Source organism: Pseudomonas sp. PME37.24/025 (genome assembly GCF_055556615.1).
The window spans coordinates 123,318-140,990 of record NZ_JBVHNK010000016.1 but is presented as its reverse complement, the minus strand read 5'-3'; the positions used below and the strand labels follow the sequence as shown (position 1 = coordinate 140,990).

The following is a 17,673-nucleotide window of genomic DNA, read 5'->3' as shown; positions in this document are numbered from 1 at the left end:
CCGCGAAGAATGCACCGCGGTTTTTCAGGTATTACGCGTCATCGTTCTTCGCGGGCAAGCCACGCTCCCACAGGTTCTGCGTCTTAACTTACCGGCATTAGGGCAAGCCCCCTCACCACAAAGGTCCGGTTACGGCTGAAGTCCGGTGATCAAATGAACCACTCCATCCTCCAGCATCATCACTCCCGGCACCCCTGCCACCGTCAAAGCCTGCCGATCCATCCGCGCCACATCCCGTAACTCCACCCGCACCCGGGTCAGCGCCACCGGCTGTTGCGACTTGAGGTTATCCACACCGCCCAGCGCGGCCACGACATTCGCGGCCAAACCGAAAACAGGCTGAGCCTCCACTTTCGGCTCATCCACCACCAGGTCCGGCGTCAACGCTTTCCAGAACGCCCGCTGCATTTTCTCGAACATGCTCAGTTCTCCAGAATCAATGAAGTATCGACCGTCGCCTCATGGTGCAGCCGCAATGCCTCGCGTACCTGCTCGGCACTTTCCAGCCCCAGCACCTGCTGGGCGATGGCTTGGCAGTCCAGCAGATCCATTTCACGAACCGTCGCTTTGATCGCCGGAATCAACGGCACGCTCACCGACAGCTCATCCACGCCAAGTCCCAGTAACAGCGGCACCGCCAGTTTTTCCGAAGCCATGGCGCCGCACACTCCGACCCATTTGCCATGGGCATGAGCGGCTTTCACAGTGTTGGCGATCAGGCGTAGTACCGATGGATGAAAGCTGTCGGCTTGACTGGCCAGCCGGGGATGATCGCGGTCCATGGCCAGGGTGTATTGGGTCAGGTCGTTGGTGCCGATGGAGAAGAAATCCACCTCGGGCGCAAACAGATCAGCCATCAGCGCCGCCGCCGGTACTTCGATCATGATTCCCAGTTTCGGCAGTTCGGTAAGCCCTAATGCCAGCGCCTCTTCTTCAAGCAGCTGACGAGCCAGCCGCAACTCCGACAGCTGCGCGACCATCGGCAGCATGATGTGCAGGCGCGCCAGCCCGGCGCTGCTCAAAATCGCCTTGAACTGATCGCGCAATAGCTGCGGACGCTCCAGGCATAAACGAATCCCGCGCATGCCCAAAAACGGGTTGGTTTCGCGCTCCATCGGCACATAGGCCAACGGTTTGTCACCGCCGACATCCAAAGTTCGCACCACCAGATTGCGCGCCGGGCCCAGGGCACGGGCGATGGCGCTGTAGGTGGATGCCTGCTCGTCATGGCTTGGCGCGTGATTGCGATCCAGATAAAGAAACTCCGAACGCAACAAACCAACGCCCTCGCCGCCCAGCGTCATGGCCTGTTCGGCTTCGGCCAGCGAAGCGATGTTGGCGGTGATTTCAAAGTGATGCCCATCGCGGGTACAAGCGGCCAGTCCTGCATTTTCCCGCTCGTATTGCTGGCGTTTCTTTTGTCGCTGGCTATTGGCTTGCAATTGCTCAATGGCGGCCAGATCAGGATCCAGCTGCAACTCACCTTTGTCGGCATCGAGCAAAACCCGGGTGCCATTGATCAGTGTCAGCACCTGAACCGGCAAGCCGCAGATCGCCGGCAAACCGAAGGCCCGCGCGAGAATTGCCACGTGGCTGGTAGCGCCACCGCCGACCGTCGCGAACCCCAGCACCTTGCGCGTGTCCAGGCCAGCCGTCTGAGAGGGTGTCAGTTGCTCGGCAATCAGAATCGCCCCGTCCGGCAACTCCACCACACGATCCTCCACGCCGAGAATCAGCTTGAGTACCCGTTGACCAACGTCGGCCAAATCCGCCGCCCGCTCGGCCAGCAAGGCATTGCCCAGTTTTTTGAACAAGGTTGCCGTCGACTCGGTGGCCGCACGCCAGGCGAAGGCGGCGCTTTTGCCTGCATCGATCAGTGCCAGTGCCTGATCCAGCAGACTTGGGTCTTCGAGCAGTTCCTGATGAGCCTTGAAGATGTCTGCCTGAGCGTCACTCGTGGCCTTGTCTCGCAACTGCTGCAAGGCCAGAACCGCCGCTGCCAACGCTCGGGACAGGTGCTCACGCTCAACCTGAGGACTAACGCCTGATTCACTCACCTCGAGGGTCTGCTCGGCAATCTGCACCACTTGGCCAAATGCCGACCCCGGCGAGGCACAGACGCCGCGCAGCACCTTCAGCGATGAGGTCTCGGCCACAACCGTCTCAACCTCTGCCATCACCGTCACGGCTTCCCCGCAACCGGCGGCCAGTAACTCGGCCAGCGTCTTGATCGCCACTTCGGCATCCACGCCCGCCGCGCTGACCTGCAGGACGTCACCATGGGCGGTCTGCAAAGCCATGATCGCCACCAGGGATTTGGCGTTCGCGCTGCTCTGCTGTTTATGCAGGCAAATACTCGCCGAAAAGCCTTTCGCCGCTTGGGCAAACACGGCCGCAGGGCGAGCGTGCAAGCCGTTGGCGTTGGGCAGCGTTACCGGCTTGGAGAACAGAGCTTTGCCCTCCTGCGCAATCCCCTCGTCGGCCGCCACTTCGGATGGATTCAAACTCAGCAGCGGCTGACCGCTTTGCACCACACCCGTTTCGGGCGTCAGCCAGGTGAACGGCTCACCACTGACCACCAGCATCAAGGTCAGCAAACTGCGGGCGTTCAAGGCAATGTAATCGGCGTCGAACTCGATCAGCGCCTGCCCCACTGCTACCCGCTGACCTTCCTCCACCAACCGGGTGAAACCCTTTCCAGCCAGGTTCACGGTGTCGAGGCCGATGTGCATCAGCACCTGCACGCCATTGTCGTCGGTGATGCTGACGGCATGCCCACTGACCTGCACATTGCTGATCACGCCGGCCAGCGGTGCGCACAAGGTTTGCGAAGTCGGATCGATGCACAGACCGTCGCCGATCACGCGACTGGAAAACACCTGATCGGGCACTTGGTCCAGCGGCATCAGCACGCCGGACAAAGGTGCCAGCAATTGCAATTGTTGGGGTGTGGCCATGACGTCACCTGCTGTTTTGTTCTTTGAAGTGCTGATGGAGCGCGAGGCTCCGACAGCATCGCTTATTTCCACCAATACTCGACCTGCAATCCGACGTTCGAACCGTGTCGCGCCGTGCCGAAGGCGCCGGTGTCGGACAACGCCGAACCCGCCGCCAGTTCATTGGCCGCCCGTTTGGCCGCCTCGTTCCAGCTGGCATAGGTGTAATACAGACGCACCTCGGGGCGCGCCCAGAATTCCGGGCCCTTGGGCGACCAGGTCGGGGCGAAGGTGAACTTGCTCAACTTGCGCGTCCCGCCCGTGGCTTCAACCTGATCGTGGCCCAGTTCGGTCACCAGTTTGAACTGCTCGGTGATCGCATACGCCGGACGGATGCCGAGGGAAATCCAATTCTGGTCAGCGCCATCCGGGCGAATGTCTTTCTGGTAGACCGCTTCGACTTGCCCGCCGAAACGCGGCGTCACTTGCCAGTCGAAGAACTCCACCACGCGGTAGCTTTTGCTGCTGTCATCCAGCTTCACGCTACCGGTATAGCCCAACCCGGTGCCCGGACCTTCGCCGTACTGAAAGGCCAGTTTGTTCTTGCCGCCCAGAAAACCCTTCTGCACATGCTGGGTGGTGATCGCCCAACCGCGATGCGCGTCGCGGCTGTCGGGTTTGTCGATGTAGCTCAGGCCGAACTCCAGCTCACCGCCAGGGTTGGTGTTGAAGCCGGCGACGTTGAAATCGTGACGGTTGATGTAGTCCTTCTGGTACAGGTTGTCCTTGCGCGAGAAGGCGTAGCTGTACTTCAGATCGCCGATCAGCACATCTTCGATACCGCCGCCGGTGGCGCTCTGGTTCCAGTAGTAGAAGTCGGAAATGTGGATATCGTTCCGCTTGTAATAACGCCGACCGGCCCACAGTGAACCGCCGTTGAGACTGGGCATGTTCGACCATTGCGCATACAACTGCGGCAGGCGCACCGAGCCGTTGTCGCCGTTGAACGTCAGGTCTTTGTCGTACTGGTTATACAGCGATGCCATGCCGTCGACGCTGAGCACCGAACCATCGTCCAGGGTGTACAGATCCTGGCGCAATTCAAGTTCGGCGTATTGCTCGCATTCGTTACCCAAGCGGTATTTGGTCTGCGCTCCCGGCAGCTGAAAACACTGCTGTTTACCGCTGTTAACCGAGGTGCCGACGCCGCTGCGCAAGTAACCGGCAAATTCCAGCGCATGGGCCGACAGTGGTAATGCCAGGCACACGCCCGCCGCTACAAGACTGCGATTTATTGTTGTTTTCAAGAACCACCTCATTATTTTTATTGTGTGATGCAGCAAAATCGGCGCGCAAAAATCCCCCGCGCAGCGTTCTGCGTGTTTTTTGAAACGGTGCTTTTATTGGTTAAGGGCTAGTGGTTAGTCAGGTGCAGCACGAACGATTCAAACGGCCGTAAAAACACCTGCTGATTGCGCAGCGGACAGTCCGGGTAGTTGCTGATCACCAGACGTTGCGCCATCGCTTCGCTGATCACGTCATCCGGCAGTTCGACTTCGCACGGCGCGCCATAGAAGTTGTTCAGCACCAGCAAACGCTCGCCATGGCCTTCACGCACATACGCCCAGATTTTCGTGTGCTCAGGCAATAACTGCCGGTACACGCCGTCAGACATCAGCGCTTCACTGCGACGCAGGGCGATCAGTTGACGGTAGTGATGCAACACCGAATCCGGGTCGTCGAGTTGATGCGCGACGTTGATCTGGGCCGCGTTGGCCGGCACACCGATCCAGGGCTCGACCGCACTGAAACCGGCGTTCGGCTCGGTGTTCCAGTGCATCGGCGTGCGACCGTTGTCCCGGGACTTCTGCATGATCGCCGCCATGTTGTCGGCGTCGCTCACACCGGCCTCGCGCTTGAGCCGGTGAATGTTCAGGGTTTCGACATCGCGGTACTGATCGATGTGATCGAACCCCGGATTGGTCATGCCCAGTTCTTCCCCCTGGTACACGAACGGCGTGCCCTGCAGGAAATGCAGCGCTGTGCCGAGCATCTTCGCCGACACCTCCCGATGCTCACCGTCATGACCAAAACGCGAGACCACCCGCGGCTGATCATGGTTACACCAGAACAACGCGTTCCAGCCGCCGCCAGCCTGCATGCCGGTTTGCCAGTCGGAGAGGATGCGTTTGAGTGCGAGGAAATCGAAATCGGCACGAACCCACTTTTGCAGGTTCGGGTAATCAACCTTCAAGTGGTGAAAGTTGAAAGTCATGGACAGCTCTTTCGACTCCGGTCGCGAGTAGCGAATGCAATGTTCCAGGCTGGTGGATGACATCTCGCCGACGTTGATCAGGTCATGGCCTTCGAATACTTCGCGGTGCATCTGCTGCAAGTAGTCGTGGACGTTCGGACCGTCGGTGTAGAAGCGCCGACCGTCGCTGTTGTCCTCGGGAAAATCCGCCGGTTTCGAGATCAGATTGATCACGTCCAGCCGGAAACCACCGACGCCTTTGTCGCGCCAGAAACGCATCATCTTGAAGACTTCGGCGCGCACCTGGGGGTTGTCCCAGTTCAGGTCGGCCTGAGTGTGATCGAACAAGTGCAGGTAATACTGACCGGTCTGAGCCTCGTACTCCCAGGCCGAACCGCCGAACTTGGATTCCCAGTTATTCGGCTGATCGCGCCAGATGTAGAAATCGCGGTAAGGGTTATCGAGGCTGCTGCGGGCCTGCTGGAACCAGGTGTGTTCGATCGAGGTGTGATTGACCACGATGTCGAGCATCAATTTGATCCCGCGCTTGCCGGCCTCGGCGATCAGCAACTCGCAGTCAGCCATGGTCCCGTAGCTTGGATCAATGGCGTAGTAATCGCTGATGTCGTAACCATTGTCGCGCTGGGGCGAACGCAGGAACGGCGTGATCCACAGGCAATCGACACCCAGCCAGTGCAGGTAATCGAGCTTGGCCACGACGCCGAGCAAATCCCCCGTGGGGTTGCCGGCGTGGCTGTGAAAACTCTTCGGGTAGATCTGGTAGATCACCGAACGTTGCCAGTCTTGCATGGCGGGGTTCCTTCATTAAGTTTTGTACTGGCTATTTCTTTTGTGGCGAGGGGGCTTGTCGGAACGCCGCACCGCCCCGTTGGGTCGCGCAGCGGCCCTAAAATCTGCAACGCCATTACGTCAGGCACACCGCATTTGCAGGTTCTACGACTGCTGCGCAGCCGAACGGGGGCAAGCCCCCTCGCCACAGAGATCTATCAAACGACCCGATACCCGGGCTGGACAATCCTCATGCTCAACCCGCAGGTCAGAACAAACGGCACGACCATGGCAATCACCATCCCGACCACGAACATCGGAATGAATTGAGGAATGATCGAGATGAAACCGGGCAATCCGCCCACGCCAATCGCCGAGGCCTGGACCTTGTTCAGCGACAGGAAGATGCAGCCCAGCGCCGAGCCAATCAGGGCCGCATAGAACGGAAATTTGTAGCGCAGGTTGACCCCGAACATGGCCGGCTCGGTGATGCCGAAATAGGCAGAAATCGCCGAGGTCGAGGCCATGCTTTTGTCCCGCACACTGCGGGTCATGTAGAACACCGCCAACGCCGCGCTGCCTTGGGCAAGGTTGGACATGACGATCATCGGCCAGATGAAGGTGCCGCCCTGGGTGGAGATCAATTGCAAGTCGACCGCGAGAAACATGTGATGCATGCCGGTGACCACCAGCGGCGCGTAGAGCAAACCGAAAAGAGCCCCGCCGACCATCGGCGCCAAATCAAACAAAGTGACCACGCCTTCGGTGATGAGAATCCCCAGATGGCGGGTCACCGGGCCAATCACTGCCAACGCCAGCACACCGGTGACGACGATGGTGGTGATCGGCACCACCAGCAACTGCACCGCGTTAGGCACTCGCGCTCGCAGCCATTTTTCGATGACGCTCATCACATAGGCCGCCATCAGGATCGGCAGGATCTGCCCCTGATAACCGACCTTCTCGATCTGAAACAGGCCGAGGATGTCGAAGTACGGCAGGCTCTGCCCCTCCAGCCCGGCCACCGCTTTGCCGTAGTTCCAGGCGTTGAGCAGATCCGGGTGAACCAGCATCAGGCCGAGCACAATGCCGAGGATTTCACTGCCGCCAAACCGCTTGGCCGCCGACCAGCCCACCAACGCCGGGAGAAACACGAACGAGGTGTTGGCCATCAGGTTGATCAGGCTCCAGAGCCCGTCAAGCTTGGGGTAGGCGTCCAGCAGGGTCTTGCCCTCGATGAACATACCCTTGGCGCCGATCAGGTTGTTGATGCCCATCAACAGGCCGGCAATGATCAGCGCCGGCAGGATCGGCATGAACACGTCGGAAAATACCCGCACCAATCGCTGCATCGGATTGATCTTGTCGGCGCTTTTCTGTTTGACGTCGGCGATGGTCGAGGCGGCGAGACCGGTTTGCCGGCGCAGCTCGGCGTAGACCTTTTCCACTTCGCCGGGGCCGATCACCACCTGGAACAGGCCGCCGGTAAAGAATGAACCTTTAACCAGATCGATCTGGTTCAGCGTGGCGCTATTGACCAGTTTCGGGTCCTTGAGAGCCAGGCGCAGCCGTGTGACGCAATGCGCGGCCTGCTCGAGGTTATCGCTGCCACCGAGGCTGTGCAGCAGCTCAGTGACGATATTCGGATAGTCGTGGCTCATGCTTGTTCTTCCACTGTAGTTTTTTGTTATTGGCAGCACGCCGAAGCGAAAAGTACTCGTCTGTACGAGTTATTGCAACAACTCGTACAGACGAGTTTGGTTTTGTTTATCCTGAACCCGACAGGCGGCGACATTTCCTACCTCCGAAGTCAAAGAAACCCAAAGCCGCATGGACAAACCCCTACCCTGCCCTTAAGGTTCGAAACCTTGAGTACAGCGCGGCACAGAGCCATCCCCATGAGTAAATACAACCAGATCTACAGCGATCTGCTTGCCAGCATCACGACCGAACGTCTGGAACGCGGCGCACGTCTGCCTTCCGAAACCGAACTGATGGACAGCTATCAGGCCAGTCGCGGCACCGTGCGCAAGGCCATCGAGCAATTGCAGGAGCGCGGTTTTGCCCAGAAAGTCCACGGCAAAGGCACCTTCGTGCTGTCGACCAACCCGATCGAATTTCAGCTCGGCGGCATCGTCAGCTTCCAGGAAACCTACCCGCGACTGGGTAACGACGTGAGCACCGAGGTGGTCGAATTCACTCAGATCCCCCTTGAAGGCCCGCTGCTCGAACATATCAAGGCAGAAGAAGGCAGCCTGATCACGCGGATCAAGCGCGTGCGGCGAATCGACGGCAAACGGGTGATCCTCGACATCAACCATTTCGTCAGCGACGTGATTCCCGGCCTGTCCCGCGATATCGCCGAACAATCGATCTACGCCTTCATCGAGCAGACGCTGCAACTGCAAATCGCCTACGCCCAGCGCACCATCGAAGCGGTGCCCCGCAGCAAGGACGACCAGCAACATCTGGACCTCGACGGCCAGAGCCATGTGATCGTGGTCAGTAACCAGACGTTCCTGCAGGACGGTCGACAATTCGAGTACACCGAGTCGCGACATACCCTGGACAAGTTCTACTTTTCGGACGTGGCCCGGCGCTGAAACGCAAAAGGCCCCGTGAACTCGCGTTCACGGGGCCTTTCATTTGTTACGGACGATCAGCTAAAGCCGGGATCACTCCCACTCAATCGTCGCCGGCGGCTTGCTCGACACGTCATAAGTGACGCGGGAGATGCCTTCGATTTCGTTGATGATCCGGCCGGAAACAGTTTCCAGCAGTTCGTAAGGCAGGTGTGCCCAACGCGCGGTCATGAAGTCGATGGTTTCCACGGCACGCAGGGCAACGACCCAGGCGTAACGACGGCCATCGCCAACCACGCCAACCGATTTCACCGGCTGGAACACCACGAATGCCTGGCTGACTTTGTGGTACCAGTCGGCCTTGCGCAGTTCTTCGATGAAGATGTGGTCGGCGCGACGCAGCAGGTCGGCGTATTCCTTCTTCACTTCACCAAGAATCCGCACACCCAGGCCCGGGCCCGGGAACGGGTGACGGTAGACCATGTCGTACGGCAGGCCGAGTTCCAGGCCCAGACGACGGACTTCGTCCTTGAACAGCTCGCGCAGCGGTTCAACCAGCTTGAGGTTCATTTCTTCCGGCAGGCCGCCCACGTTGTGGTGCGACTTGATCACGTGAGCCTTGCCGCTTTTCGCGCCAGCCGACTCGATCACGTCCGGGTAAATGGTGCCTTGGGCGAGGTATTTGATGTTATCCAGTTTGTTGGACTGGGCATCGAAAACGTCGATGAAGGTACGGCCGATGATCTTGCGCTTCTTCTCTGGGTCGCTTTCGCCTGCCAGATTGTCCAGGAACTGGTCCTCGGCGTTGGCGCGAATCACTTTGACGCCCATGTTCTCGGCGAACATGGCCATCACTTGCTCGCCTTCGTGCAGACGCAGCAGGCCGTTGTCGACGAAGACGCAGGTCAACTGGTCGCCGATAGCCTTGTGCAGCAGCGCGGCAACCACCGAGGAGTCAACGCCGCCGGACAGGCCGAGCAACACGTTGTCGGTGCCAACCTGGGCGCGAATGTTGGCAATGGCGTCTTCGGCAATCTTCGAAGGTGTCCACAGGGCTTCGCAGCCGCAGATGTCGAGGATGAAGCGCGAAAGGATGCGACCGCCCTGCTTGGTGTGGGTCACTTCCGGGTGGAACTGCACGCCGTAGTAGCCGCGAGCATCGTTGAACATGCCGGCAATCGGGCAGCTCGGGGTGCTGGCCAGGATGTGGAAGTCTTCCGGCATCTTGGTGACCTTGTCACCGTGGCTCATCCACACGTCGAGGCCGAACAGGCCGTCAGCGTCGATGTGGTCTTCGATGCCATCGAGCAGGCGGCTCTTGCCGACCACGTCAACGCGGGCATAACCGAATTCACGCAGTTCGGAACCTTCGACCTTGCCACCCAGCTGTTCAGCCATGGTCTGCATGCCGTAGCAGATACCGAAGACCGGTACGCCCAGGTCAAACACCGCTTGCGGGCAGCGCGGGCTGTCGGCTACGTGCACGGACTCGGGGCCGCCGGCGAGAATGACGCCTTTTGGAGCGAATTCGCGAATCGCTTCGTCGTCCATGTCGAACGGATGCAGTTCGCAGTACACGCCGATTTCACGCACGCGGCGGGCAATCAGCTGGGTGTACTGGGAACCGAAGTCGAGGATCAGGATGCGGTGGGCGTGAATGTCGAGGGCCATGTGGTCAGTCTCGTCTATGCAGTTCGGTGAAGAAAATCAGAAACAACTCGGGGCTGAAAACAGCCCCGGTTACTTAACTTATTGCTGGAAGCCTCAACCTACGCGGTAGTTTGGCGCTTCTTTGGTGATTTGCACGTCGTGAACGTGGGACTCGGCCATGCCAGCGCCGGTGATCCGCACGAACTCAGGTTTGGTGCGCATTTCTTCGATGTCGGCACTGCCGGTGTAACCCATCGAGGAACGCAGGCCGCCCATCAGTTGATGGATGATGGCGCTCAGGGTGCCCTTGTACGGAACACGCCCTTCGATGCCTTCCGGAACCAGTTTCTCGGCGCCTGCCGAGGAGTCCTGGAAGTAACGGTCGGAGGAACCTTGAGCCTGGGACATGGCGCCCAGCGAACCCATGCCGCGGTAAGCCTTGTACGAACGGCCCTGGAACAGTTCGATCTCGCCCGGTGCTTCTTCAGTACCGGCGAACATCGAGCCCATCATCACGCAGGAAGCACCGGCAACGATGGCCTTGGACAGGTCACCGGAGAAACGGATGCCGCCGTCGGCGATCAACGGAACGCCTGTGCCTTCAAGGGCAGCGGCGACGTTGGCGATGGCACTGATTTGCGGGACGCCGACACCGGCGACGATACGGGTGGTGCAGATCGAGCCAGGACCGATACCGACCTTGACTGCGTCAGCGCCCGCTTCGGCCAGGGCCTTGGCGGCAGCGCCGGTGGCGATGTTGCCACCGATGACCTGCACTTCAGGGAAGTTCTGCTTGACCCAGCGAACGCGGTCGATCACGCCTTTGGAGTGACCGTGAGCAGTGTCGACCACCACCACGTCAACGCCGGCAGCGACCAGGGCGGCAACGCGGTCACCGGTATCTTTACCGGTGCCGACTGCCGCGCCAACACGCAGACGACCTTGATCGTCCTTGCTGGCCAGCGGGTAAGCCTTGGCTTTTTCGATGTCGTTGACGGTCATCATGCCTTTGAGGGCGAATTTGTCGTCGACGATCAGCACGCGTTCGATGCGGTGCTTGTGCAGCAGTTCACGCACATCGTTCTTGTCGGCGCCTTCCTTGACCGTGACCAGACGCTCTTTAGGCGTCATCACTTCACGGACGGTGGCGTCCAGACGGTTTTCGAAACGTACGTCACGGGAAGTGACGATGCCGACCAGGTCGCCATCGTGCAGTACCGGAACGCCGGAGATGTTGTGCATGCGGGTCAGTTCGAACAGTTCACGAACCGTGGCGTCAGCCTCGATGGTGATCGGGTCCTTGACCACGCCGGCCTCATAACGCTTGACCTTACGCACTTCGGCAGCTTGCTGCTCGATGGTCATGTTCTTGTGGATGATACCGATGCCACCTTCCTGAGCCATGGCAATTGCCAATCGGGCTTCAGTAACGGTGTCCATGGCAGCAGAAACCAGTGGAATATTCAGCTCGATGCCACGGGTAAGGCGGGTCTTGAGACTGACTTCGTTAGGAAGAACCTCGGAATAACCGGGCACTAAAAGAATGTCGTCGAAGGTCAGAGCTTCTTGGCTGATACGCAGCATCGCGGGGGCTCCCGAGCGGGAAAATGGAAGCGCGCCATTATAGTCAGACACCCCCTCGGGTTCAATGTAAAACTCTGTCTATTATTGGCATTACTGACATACGGAGAAACGACGTCCCTGTAGGAGCTGCCGAAGGCTGCGATCTTTTGACTTTGATTTTCAAAAACAAGATCAAAAGATCGTCCGAACGCGGCCCGAGCCTTCGGCAGCTCCTACAAAGGCGTCCGCGTTCAGAGTTCGACTTTGACCCAGCTCACGGGTTGATCCAGCCAATCGGCAAATTCGTCGATGAAGCTCTGCTTGAACCCAGCCTCGAGCCAGTTGTTGAAGATGAAACCCAGGTTGGAAAAACCGCATTCCTGCAAGAACAGAAATCCGTTGATGTCGTCTTCATGCCCGCATTCAGGGCACGTGAAGTTATCGGTGCGCCCCGGCATCCACTCTTCCAGACTTTCGAACAGCGCTTCGCCAATCTCCTTGCGGCACTCGGCGCAGCCGGCTTCTTCGAGAAACCCCTTGGCCGGTGTATAGATGCAGCGCTTGGTGATGATTTCCAGGCCATTGATCGACTCGCCGAACGGCAGCGCGTCAGGGTGCAGGACCACGGCGCGGGCACCGTCGGCGATGGCGTGGGCCATGCGATTGCCGGTGCGGCCACAGGTGGTCAGTTCTTCTTTAATGATGTTCTTGCGCACCAGCCAACGCACGACCGCCCGGGCCCGGGGTTCGTGTACCGGCAGGGTGGAGATTTTCGGGACGATGATGCTTTGGGAGTTCATGGTGCAAGCCTACAAATGCTGAATGATCCACCCTTGTGGGAGCGAGCCTGCTCGCGATGAGGCCATTGCAGCCAACATTGTTGTTGCCTGACCCACCGCCATCGCGAGCAGGCTCGCTCCCACAGGATTTGCGGCCGGCAGCTTAATCCCTGACGAAATCCGGTCAAGTACTCAAATAACGCCCGATCAAGGCAATCCCGCTGGCCAGCACCAGCCAGGTCACCAGCCGCACGAATGCCTCGCGGGACAATTTCATGGTCAACCGCCGGCCGATCCACAACCCCAGCGCCATCGCCGGCAACAAACACAGCGCCAATACCAACAAGGGTAGCTCGGCATACACACCGGCGATGGCAAACAGGCTCAAACGCACCACGGTGCTGCAACTGATCAGCGCACTCTGGGTTGCCCGGGCCGCATCCTTGGGCAGACGACTGTTCAAATAGATCGCATATAAAAAGCCGCCACTGCCAAACAGCGCCCCGAACATCCCGCCCACCGTGCCCATCGGCACCGCCCACCCGGCAGACAATTGCGCCGGACGGGTTTTAATCCACAGGCTGTAAATCGCATAGGCGCTGATAAACAGCCCCATCAACAGCAGTAAAACATCGGATTTCAGGTTCAGCAGAAAAATCACCCCCAACGTGCAGCCCACCGCCATGCACGGCAGCAATCGCAGCAATTCGGGCCTCGCCACATCCCGTCGCGAAGGCAGCAGATTGCCGAATGCCGCGACGAAATCCAGCAGCACCAGCAGCGGCACGATTTTCGACAGCGGCATGAACAGGATCAGAATCGGCCCGGCCACCAGCGCGGTGCCAAAACCGGCGATACCGAACACGATGTAGGCCAGGGCAACGCCCAACCCGATCACCAGCCAATCCACCGCACCCCACGGCCATTGGTTTAACAACTCCAGCACACTCATCGTCACGGCTTCCTTTAATTCCTGCGATGACTTTAGCCAGCGCCGAGCGTTGCGACTAATATCTTCAATGTCGACCACCCATCTCGAAAAGGCATGCCTTGTGCTTTCAACCCGCCAATTGCGTTACTTCGTGGAAATCGCCGAGAGCGGCAGCTTCAGCGCTGCGGCCGAACGTCTGTTTATTGCTCAATCAGCCTTGAGCCGACAGATCAAGGACATGGAAACCCGGCTGCAAACACCGCTGTTCGAACGTACCGCGCGCCAGCCCCGTTTGACGGCGGCGGGTGAGGCCTTTTTGCCTCGGGCGAGAAACCTGCTGAACGAACTGACCAAGGCCAGCGAGATGGCCACTCAGGTGGGCACCGGTCAACTCGGCGTATTGCGCCTGAGTCACTCCAGCACGGTGCCCATGAGCGGTCGGCTGCTGAGAGGCATCAGCGTCTATCTGGATCGGCACGCCGGTGTGTCGATGGACATCGTCAAGCTGTCCTCCGAGGCGCAACTGGAAGAATTGGCCGAAGGTCGCCTTGATGTGGGCCTGTTGCGCCTGCCAGTACTGCGTCAGTGTGAAGGGGTGCAGATTGTTCCGCTGTACAGCGAGCGTCTGTTGCTGGCGGTACCGCCGAATCATCGGCTGGCTGTGGATAAGTCCGCGCAAGGCATCGATCTGGCGCAGTTGAAGAATGAAGCGTTTATTTCCATCCCTCATCCACAGCGCGGCGGCCTGAGTTATCTGTCCGCCGAGTTGTGCATGCGCCAGGGTTTCTTTCCCCAGGCGGCTCGGGTGGTGTCACGCAAAACCACGCAACTGCAATTGATCCAGGCCGGGTTCGGCATCGCGCTGTTACCGGAATCGATGCAGGACATTGCGCCGCCGGATATCCACTTTCTGCCCTTGGCCGACCCCGATTGCCACAGCACCGTCGCCCTCGCCTATCGGCAGAGTCCCACTGCGCTGGTTCAGCAATTCGTTGAGCACTTCAGCCGATTGCCGTAGCAACACCCGTGGGAGCGACCTGTGGCGAGGGGGCTTGCCCCCGTTGGGCTGCGAAGCAGCCCAACAATCTCTGATGTATCAAAGATCTTGTGAGTGCTACGCACTCAAACGGGGCGGTGGCGTTCCGACAATCCCCCTCACCACAGGCCCGCTCCCACAAGGGATTTACGCTGATTCATGGAGATTGATCGCCGAATGCCTTTAAACTGCGCCCCATGATTAAAGATCCCTTTGCAAGACTCGGCCTGGACCGGGAAGTCCTGACTGTCAGCCAGCTCAACGGCCGCGCGCGGGTGTTGCTCGAAGACGTGTTCAGCAACATCTGGGTCGAAGGCGAAATCTCCAACCTCGCCCGCCCGGCGTCCGGCCATGTGTATTTCACCCTCAAGGACAGCGGCGCACAGGTGCGTTGCGCGCTGTTCCGGCAGAACGCCGCGCGGGTTCGCCAAGCGTTGAAGGACGGCTTGGCGGTCAAGGTTCGCGGCAAGGTTTCGCTGTTTGAAGGTCGTGGCGACTACCAACTGATTCTCGACACCGTGGAACCGGCCGGTGACGGCGCCTTGCGCCTGGCCTTCGATGCGTTGAAGGAAAAGCTCAGTGCTGAAGGCCTGTTCAGTGCCGAGCGCAAAGTGCCGCTGCCGGCGCATCCGCAACGCATCGGCATCATCAGCTCGCCCACCGGCGCGGTGATCCGCGACATCATCAGTGTGTTCCGCCGCCGCGCGCCGCAGATCCAACTGACGCTGATCCCCACCGCCGTGCAAGGCCGCGAAGCCACCGCGCAAATTGTCCGCGCACTGAAACTGGCGGATGCCCGCGGTTTCGACGCGTTGATCCTGGCCCGTGGTGGCGGCTCGCTGGAAGACCTCTGGTGTTTCAACGAAGAAGCCGTGGCCCGCGCCGTGGATGCCTGCGTGACGCCGATTGTCAGCGCCGTCGGCCACGAAACCGACGTATCGATCAGTGACTTTGTCGCCGACGTCCGCGCCCCGACACCGTCCGCCGCCGCTGAACTGCTCGCGCCGGATTCCAGCGATCTGGTGCGTCGTGTCGAAAGCCTGCACCGACGCCTGGTGATGCGCATCCGCGACCGCTTGATGCGCGATCGGCTACGCCTGGAGGGCATGGCCCGACGCCTGCGTCATCCCGGCGAACGACTGCGTCAGCAAGCACAACGTCTGGATGATCTGGACATGCGCATGCGCCGCGCGTTCGAACGCAGCCTCAATACCCGTCGCGAACGTTTGATCCGCCTGGAAACCCGCCTCGCCGGGCAACATCCGGGGCGACAACTGGCGATGCTTCGCCAGCGCCTCGACAGCCTCGCCGAGCGCCTGCCCCGGGCCATGCGCGAAGGTCTTAAATCCCGTCGGCTGCAACTGCAAAGTCAGATGCAGACGCTGCACGTGGTCAGCCCCTTGGCGACCCTCGCGCGTGGCTACAGCATTCTGCTGGACGAGCGCGGCAACGCGATTCGCAGCGCCGCGCAGACCCATACCGGCCAGCGCCTGAAAGCCAAACTGGGCGAAGGCGAACTGCAAGTGCGCGTCGAAGACAATCACCTGACGCCTGTCACCCTTTCTTTACTGGATTGATCCATGCCGCGTTTTTTAGCTCCGCTGCTATTGCTGTGCCTGACCTTCAACGCCCACGCCGACAGTTACATCACCCGCCTGTTGAACAAACCGGTGCCGGGGGGCGTGGCGGTGGTGGATCTGGGCAGCTCCGCCCAGGCACCCAAAGCCAGCTATCAAGGCAAACCGGTATTGGTGGTCAAGGAACAGAACAACTGGCTGGCCATTGTCGGCGTGCCGCTGACTGTCAAACCGGGCAGCCAGTCGCTTAGCAGTGGCGGTCGTAACCTGAACTTCACCGTCGGCGGCAAGAAATACCCGGAACAGCACATCACCCTGAAAAACACTCAGCAGGTCAATCCGAACCCGGAGAATCTCAAGCGCATCGAGGGTGAACTGGCGGAGCAGATCCAGGCCTACCGCAGCTTTAGCCCGAACACCCCGAGCAATCTGCTGTTGGACAAACCGGTCAACGGGCCGCTGTCGAGCAAGTTCGGCGTGCGCCGCTTTTTCAATGGCGAAGAACGCAATCCACACGCAGGCCTCGACTTCGCGGTGCCTGCCGGTACGCCGATCAAAACCCCGGCCGCCGGCAAGGTGATCCTGATCGGTAACTACTTCTTCAACGGCAATACGGTATTCGTCGACCACGGCCAGGGCTTTATCAGCATGTTCTGCCACATGTCGAAGATCGATGTGAAGGTTGGCCAGCAATTGGCGCGTGGTGGCGTGGTCGGGAAAGTCGGCTCCACCGGGCGCGCGACCGGGCCGCATATGCATTGGAACATCAGCTTGAATGATGCGCGGGTGGATCCGGCGATTTTTATTGGGGCGTTTCAGCCTTAAATAGCTGGTGAGGCTACCGGCCTCTATCGCGGGCAAGCCACGCTCCCACAGTTTCTGTGTCGTACACAAAATCTGTGAACGACACAGAAACTGTGGGAGCGTGGCTTGCCCGCGAAGGCAATGTCACAGGCGCCGCTTATTCCGCCTCAAGGTCCTCAATCCCGTGGACCGCCCTGTGCGCCAGACACTCTTTGATCCAGCTCTGGGTTTCCTCCGAGAAACCAGCCAATTCTGCAGATGTGATCAGCTCATGAGTACACAGCCCCAGTAAATGAGCAGGCGCCTCATTGCGTGAGTGACTGAAAACGCCAAACGCCCAATACAGCTCCTGCTGACCGGCCTTCAGCCTTTCTTCACTGGCTTCAATACGTTCATAAGGCGCCAGGCTTTTATCCAGCACCGTACGCTCGACCTCCTCCATGATCCGGATACACATCCGCTCATGGGCTACCGGACGCAATGCGCTATAGAGCTTCCAATCCGACTCGTTCATTGCCAACTCCTGCTTTCTGGTCGCCTGGTTGAGGCTTTAAGAATAGCTGCGTCGACCGAACTGCAATCGCCAACCGTCAATTGCGCATCGCTCAAACCTCACGCAAGCATCAATACAATGAGCGCCAACAAGAGCAATAAAATCTCGATAAATCGGCCTTTTCGAGTATTCCTCTCAATTTTTTTCGACTGCTTGCCATCCTTTCCCCCCGCGGTTAGGGTTGAAGGCATGAAAACCTCTCACACCCTCATTCAGCTT

Annotated in this window: 14 protein-coding genes; 4 read left to right on the top strand and 10 right to left on the bottom strand. The window is 59.4% G+C overall.

Annotated features, from left to right (window positions below):
- Nucleotides 1-129: 129 nt before the first annotated feature.
- From ACZ3HH_RS26000 to treP, 5 genes are all read right to left on the bottom strand, one after another.
- Nucleotides 130-420, bottom strand: coding sequence for a PTS sugar transporter subunit IIB (locus tag ACZ3HH_RS26000; protein WP_465808928.1), 291 nt, complete (start codon nucleotides 418-420; stop codon nucleotides 130-132).
- Nucleotides 421-422: 2 nt separating this feature from the next.
- Complete coding sequence (ptsP, locus tag ACZ3HH_RS25995) at nucleotides 423-2,957, bottom strand: phosphoenolpyruvate--protein phosphotransferase (protein ID WP_465808926.1); 2,535 nt, start codon at nucleotides 2,955-2,957, stop codon at nucleotides 423-425.
- A 62-nt stretch (nucleotides 2,958-3,019) separates the two neighbouring features.
- Nucleotides 3,020-4,243 carry a carbohydrate porin gene (locus ACZ3HH_RS25990; protein WP_465808924.1) on the bottom strand — a complete coding sequence of 408 codons (1,224 nt, stop codon included), beginning with the start codon at nucleotides 4,241-4,243 and terminating at the stop codon, nucleotides 3,020-3,022.
- Nucleotides 4,244-4,350: 107 nt separating this feature from the next.
- Nucleotides 4,351-6,000, bottom strand: a complete 1,650-nt coding sequence (gene treC, locus ACZ3HH_RS25985; RefSeq protein WP_465808922.1) for an alpha,alpha-phosphotrehalase — start codon at nucleotides 5,998-6,000, stop codon at nucleotides 4,351-4,353.
- Nucleotides 6,001-6,197: 197 nt separating this feature from the next.
- The gene (gene treP, locus ACZ3HH_RS25980; protein ID WP_465808920.1) at nucleotides 6,198-7,640 is read right to left on the bottom strand and encodes a PTS system trehalose-specific EIIBC component; all 1,443 of its coding nucleotides are present in this window, start codon (nucleotides 7,638-7,640) and stop codon (nucleotides 6,198-6,200) included.
- Nucleotides 7,641-7,877: 237 nt separating this feature from the next.
- On the opposite strand from treP, the gene treR reads away from it, so the two are divergent.
- Nucleotides 7,878-8,582 carry a trehalose operon repressor gene (treR, locus tag ACZ3HH_RS25975; protein WP_192345555.1) on the top strand — a complete coding sequence of 235 codons (705 nt, stop codon included), beginning with the start codon at nucleotides 7,878-7,880 and terminating at the stop codon, nucleotides 8,580-8,582.
- A gap of 72 nt (nucleotides 8,583-8,654) precedes the next feature.
- Here the strand turns inward: treR and guaA are convergent, their stop codons facing one another.
- From guaA to ACZ3HH_RS25955, 4 genes are all read right to left on the bottom strand, one after another.
- Complete coding sequence (gene guaA / locus ACZ3HH_RS25970) at nucleotides 8,655-10,232, bottom strand: glutamine-hydrolyzing GMP synthase (protein WP_465808918.1); 1,578 nt, start codon at nucleotides 10,230-10,232, stop codon at nucleotides 8,655-8,657.
- Nucleotides 10,233-10,325: 93 nt separating this feature from the next.
- Nucleotides 10,326-11,795, bottom strand: coding sequence for an IMP dehydrogenase (gene guaB / locus ACZ3HH_RS25965; protein ID WP_123582295.1), 1,470 nt, complete (start codon nucleotides 11,793-11,795; stop codon nucleotides 10,326-10,328).
- 230 nt (nucleotides 11,796-12,025) lie between these two features.
- Nucleotides 12,026-12,574, bottom strand: a complete 549-nt coding sequence (locus ACZ3HH_RS25960) for a sugar ABC transporter ATPase (protein ID WP_465808915.1) — start codon at nucleotides 12,572-12,574, stop codon at nucleotides 12,026-12,028.
- 163 nt (nucleotides 12,575-12,737) lie between these two features.
- Nucleotides 12,738-13,505, bottom strand: a complete 768-nt coding sequence (locus tag ACZ3HH_RS25955) for a sulfite exporter TauE/SafE family protein (RefSeq protein ID WP_367372821.1) — start codon at nucleotides 13,503-13,505, stop codon at nucleotides 12,738-12,740.
- A 100-nt stretch (nucleotides 13,506-13,605) separates the two neighbouring features.
- Here ACZ3HH_RS25955 and ACZ3HH_RS25950 point away from each other — a divergent pair, with 100 nt between their 5' ends.
- The 3 genes from ACZ3HH_RS25950 to ACZ3HH_RS25940 all read left to right on the top strand — a co-directional run bounded on the left by ACZ3HH_RS25950 (nucleotide 13,606) and on the right by ACZ3HH_RS25940 (nucleotide 16,922).
- A complete protein-coding gene (locus ACZ3HH_RS25950) occupies nucleotides 13,606-14,502 on the top strand; it encodes a LysR family transcriptional regulator (RefSeq protein WP_465808913.1) in 897 nt (298 codons plus the stop codon).
- 215 nt (nucleotides 14,503-14,717) lie between these two features.
- Nucleotides 14,718-16,097: an exodeoxyribonuclease VII large subunit gene (gene xseA / locus ACZ3HH_RS25945; protein WP_038981755.1), complete on the top strand. Its 1,380-nt coding sequence runs from the start codon at nucleotides 14,718-14,720 to the stop codon at nucleotides 16,095-16,097.
- Between the two features lie 3 nt (nucleotides 16,098-16,100).
- The gene (locus tag ACZ3HH_RS25940) at nucleotides 16,101-16,922 is read left to right on the top strand and encodes a M23 family metallopeptidase (protein ID WP_253549722.1); all 822 of its coding nucleotides are present in this window, start codon (nucleotides 16,101-16,103) and stop codon (nucleotides 16,920-16,922) included.
- A 136-nt stretch (nucleotides 16,923-17,058) separates the two neighbouring features.
- On the opposite strand, the gene ACZ3HH_RS25935 is transcribed toward ACZ3HH_RS25940, so the two are convergent.
- Nucleotides 17,059-17,415, bottom strand: a complete 357-nt coding sequence (locus tag ACZ3HH_RS25935; protein ID WP_465808910.1) for a hypothetical protein — start codon at nucleotides 17,413-17,415, stop codon at nucleotides 17,059-17,061.
- Between the last annotated feature and the right edge of the window lie 258 nt (nucleotides 17,416-17,673).

Excerpts from the sequence above, each read along its gene's own strand:
- treP (WP_465808920.1), bottom strand. The coding sequence starts at position 7,640 with ATGAGCCACGACTATCCGAATATCGTCACTGAGCTGCTGCACAGCCTC.
- xseA (WP_038981755.1), top strand. The coding sequence starts at position 14,718 with ATGATTAAAGATCCCTTTGCAAGACTCGGCCTGGACCGGGAAGTCCTG.
- treR (WP_192345555.1), top strand. The coding sequence starts at position 7,878 with ATGAGTAAATACAACCAGATCTACAGCGATCTGCTTGCCAGCATCACG.
- ACZ3HH_RS25935 (WP_465808910.1), bottom strand. The coding sequence starts at position 17,415 with ATGAACGAGTCGGATTGGAAGCTCTATAGCGCATTGCGTCCGGTAGCC.
- ACZ3HH_RS25955 (WP_367372821.1), bottom strand. The coding sequence starts at position 13,505 with ATGAGTGTGCTGGAGTTGTTAAACCAATGGCCGTGGGGTGCGGTGGAT.
- ACZ3HH_RS25940 (WP_253549722.1), top strand. The coding sequence starts at position 16,101 with ATGCCGCGTTTTTTAGCTCCGCTGCTATTGCTGTGCCTGACCTTCAAC.
- treC (WP_465808922.1), bottom strand. The coding sequence starts at position 6,000 with ATGCAAGACTGGCAACGTTCGGTGATCTACCAGATCTACCCGAAGAGT.
- ACZ3HH_RS25960 (WP_465808915.1), bottom strand. The coding sequence starts at position 12,574 with ATGAACTCCCAAAGCATCATCGTCCCGAAAATCTCCACCCTGCCGGTA.
- ptsP (WP_465808926.1), bottom strand. The coding sequence starts at position 2,957 with ATGGCCACACCCCAACAATTGCAATTGCTGGCACCTTTGTCCGGCGTG.
- ACZ3HH_RS26000 (WP_465808928.1), bottom strand. The coding sequence starts at position 420 with ATGTTCGAGAAAATGCAGCGGGCGTTCTGGAAAGCGTTGACGCCGGAC.
- guaB (WP_123582295.1), bottom strand. The coding sequence starts at position 11,795 with ATGCTGCGTATCAGCCAAGAAGCTCTGACCTTCGACGACATTCTTTTA.
- guaA (WP_465808918.1), bottom strand. The coding sequence starts at position 10,232 with ATGGCCCTCGACATTCACGCCCACCGCATCCTGATCCTCGACTTCGGT.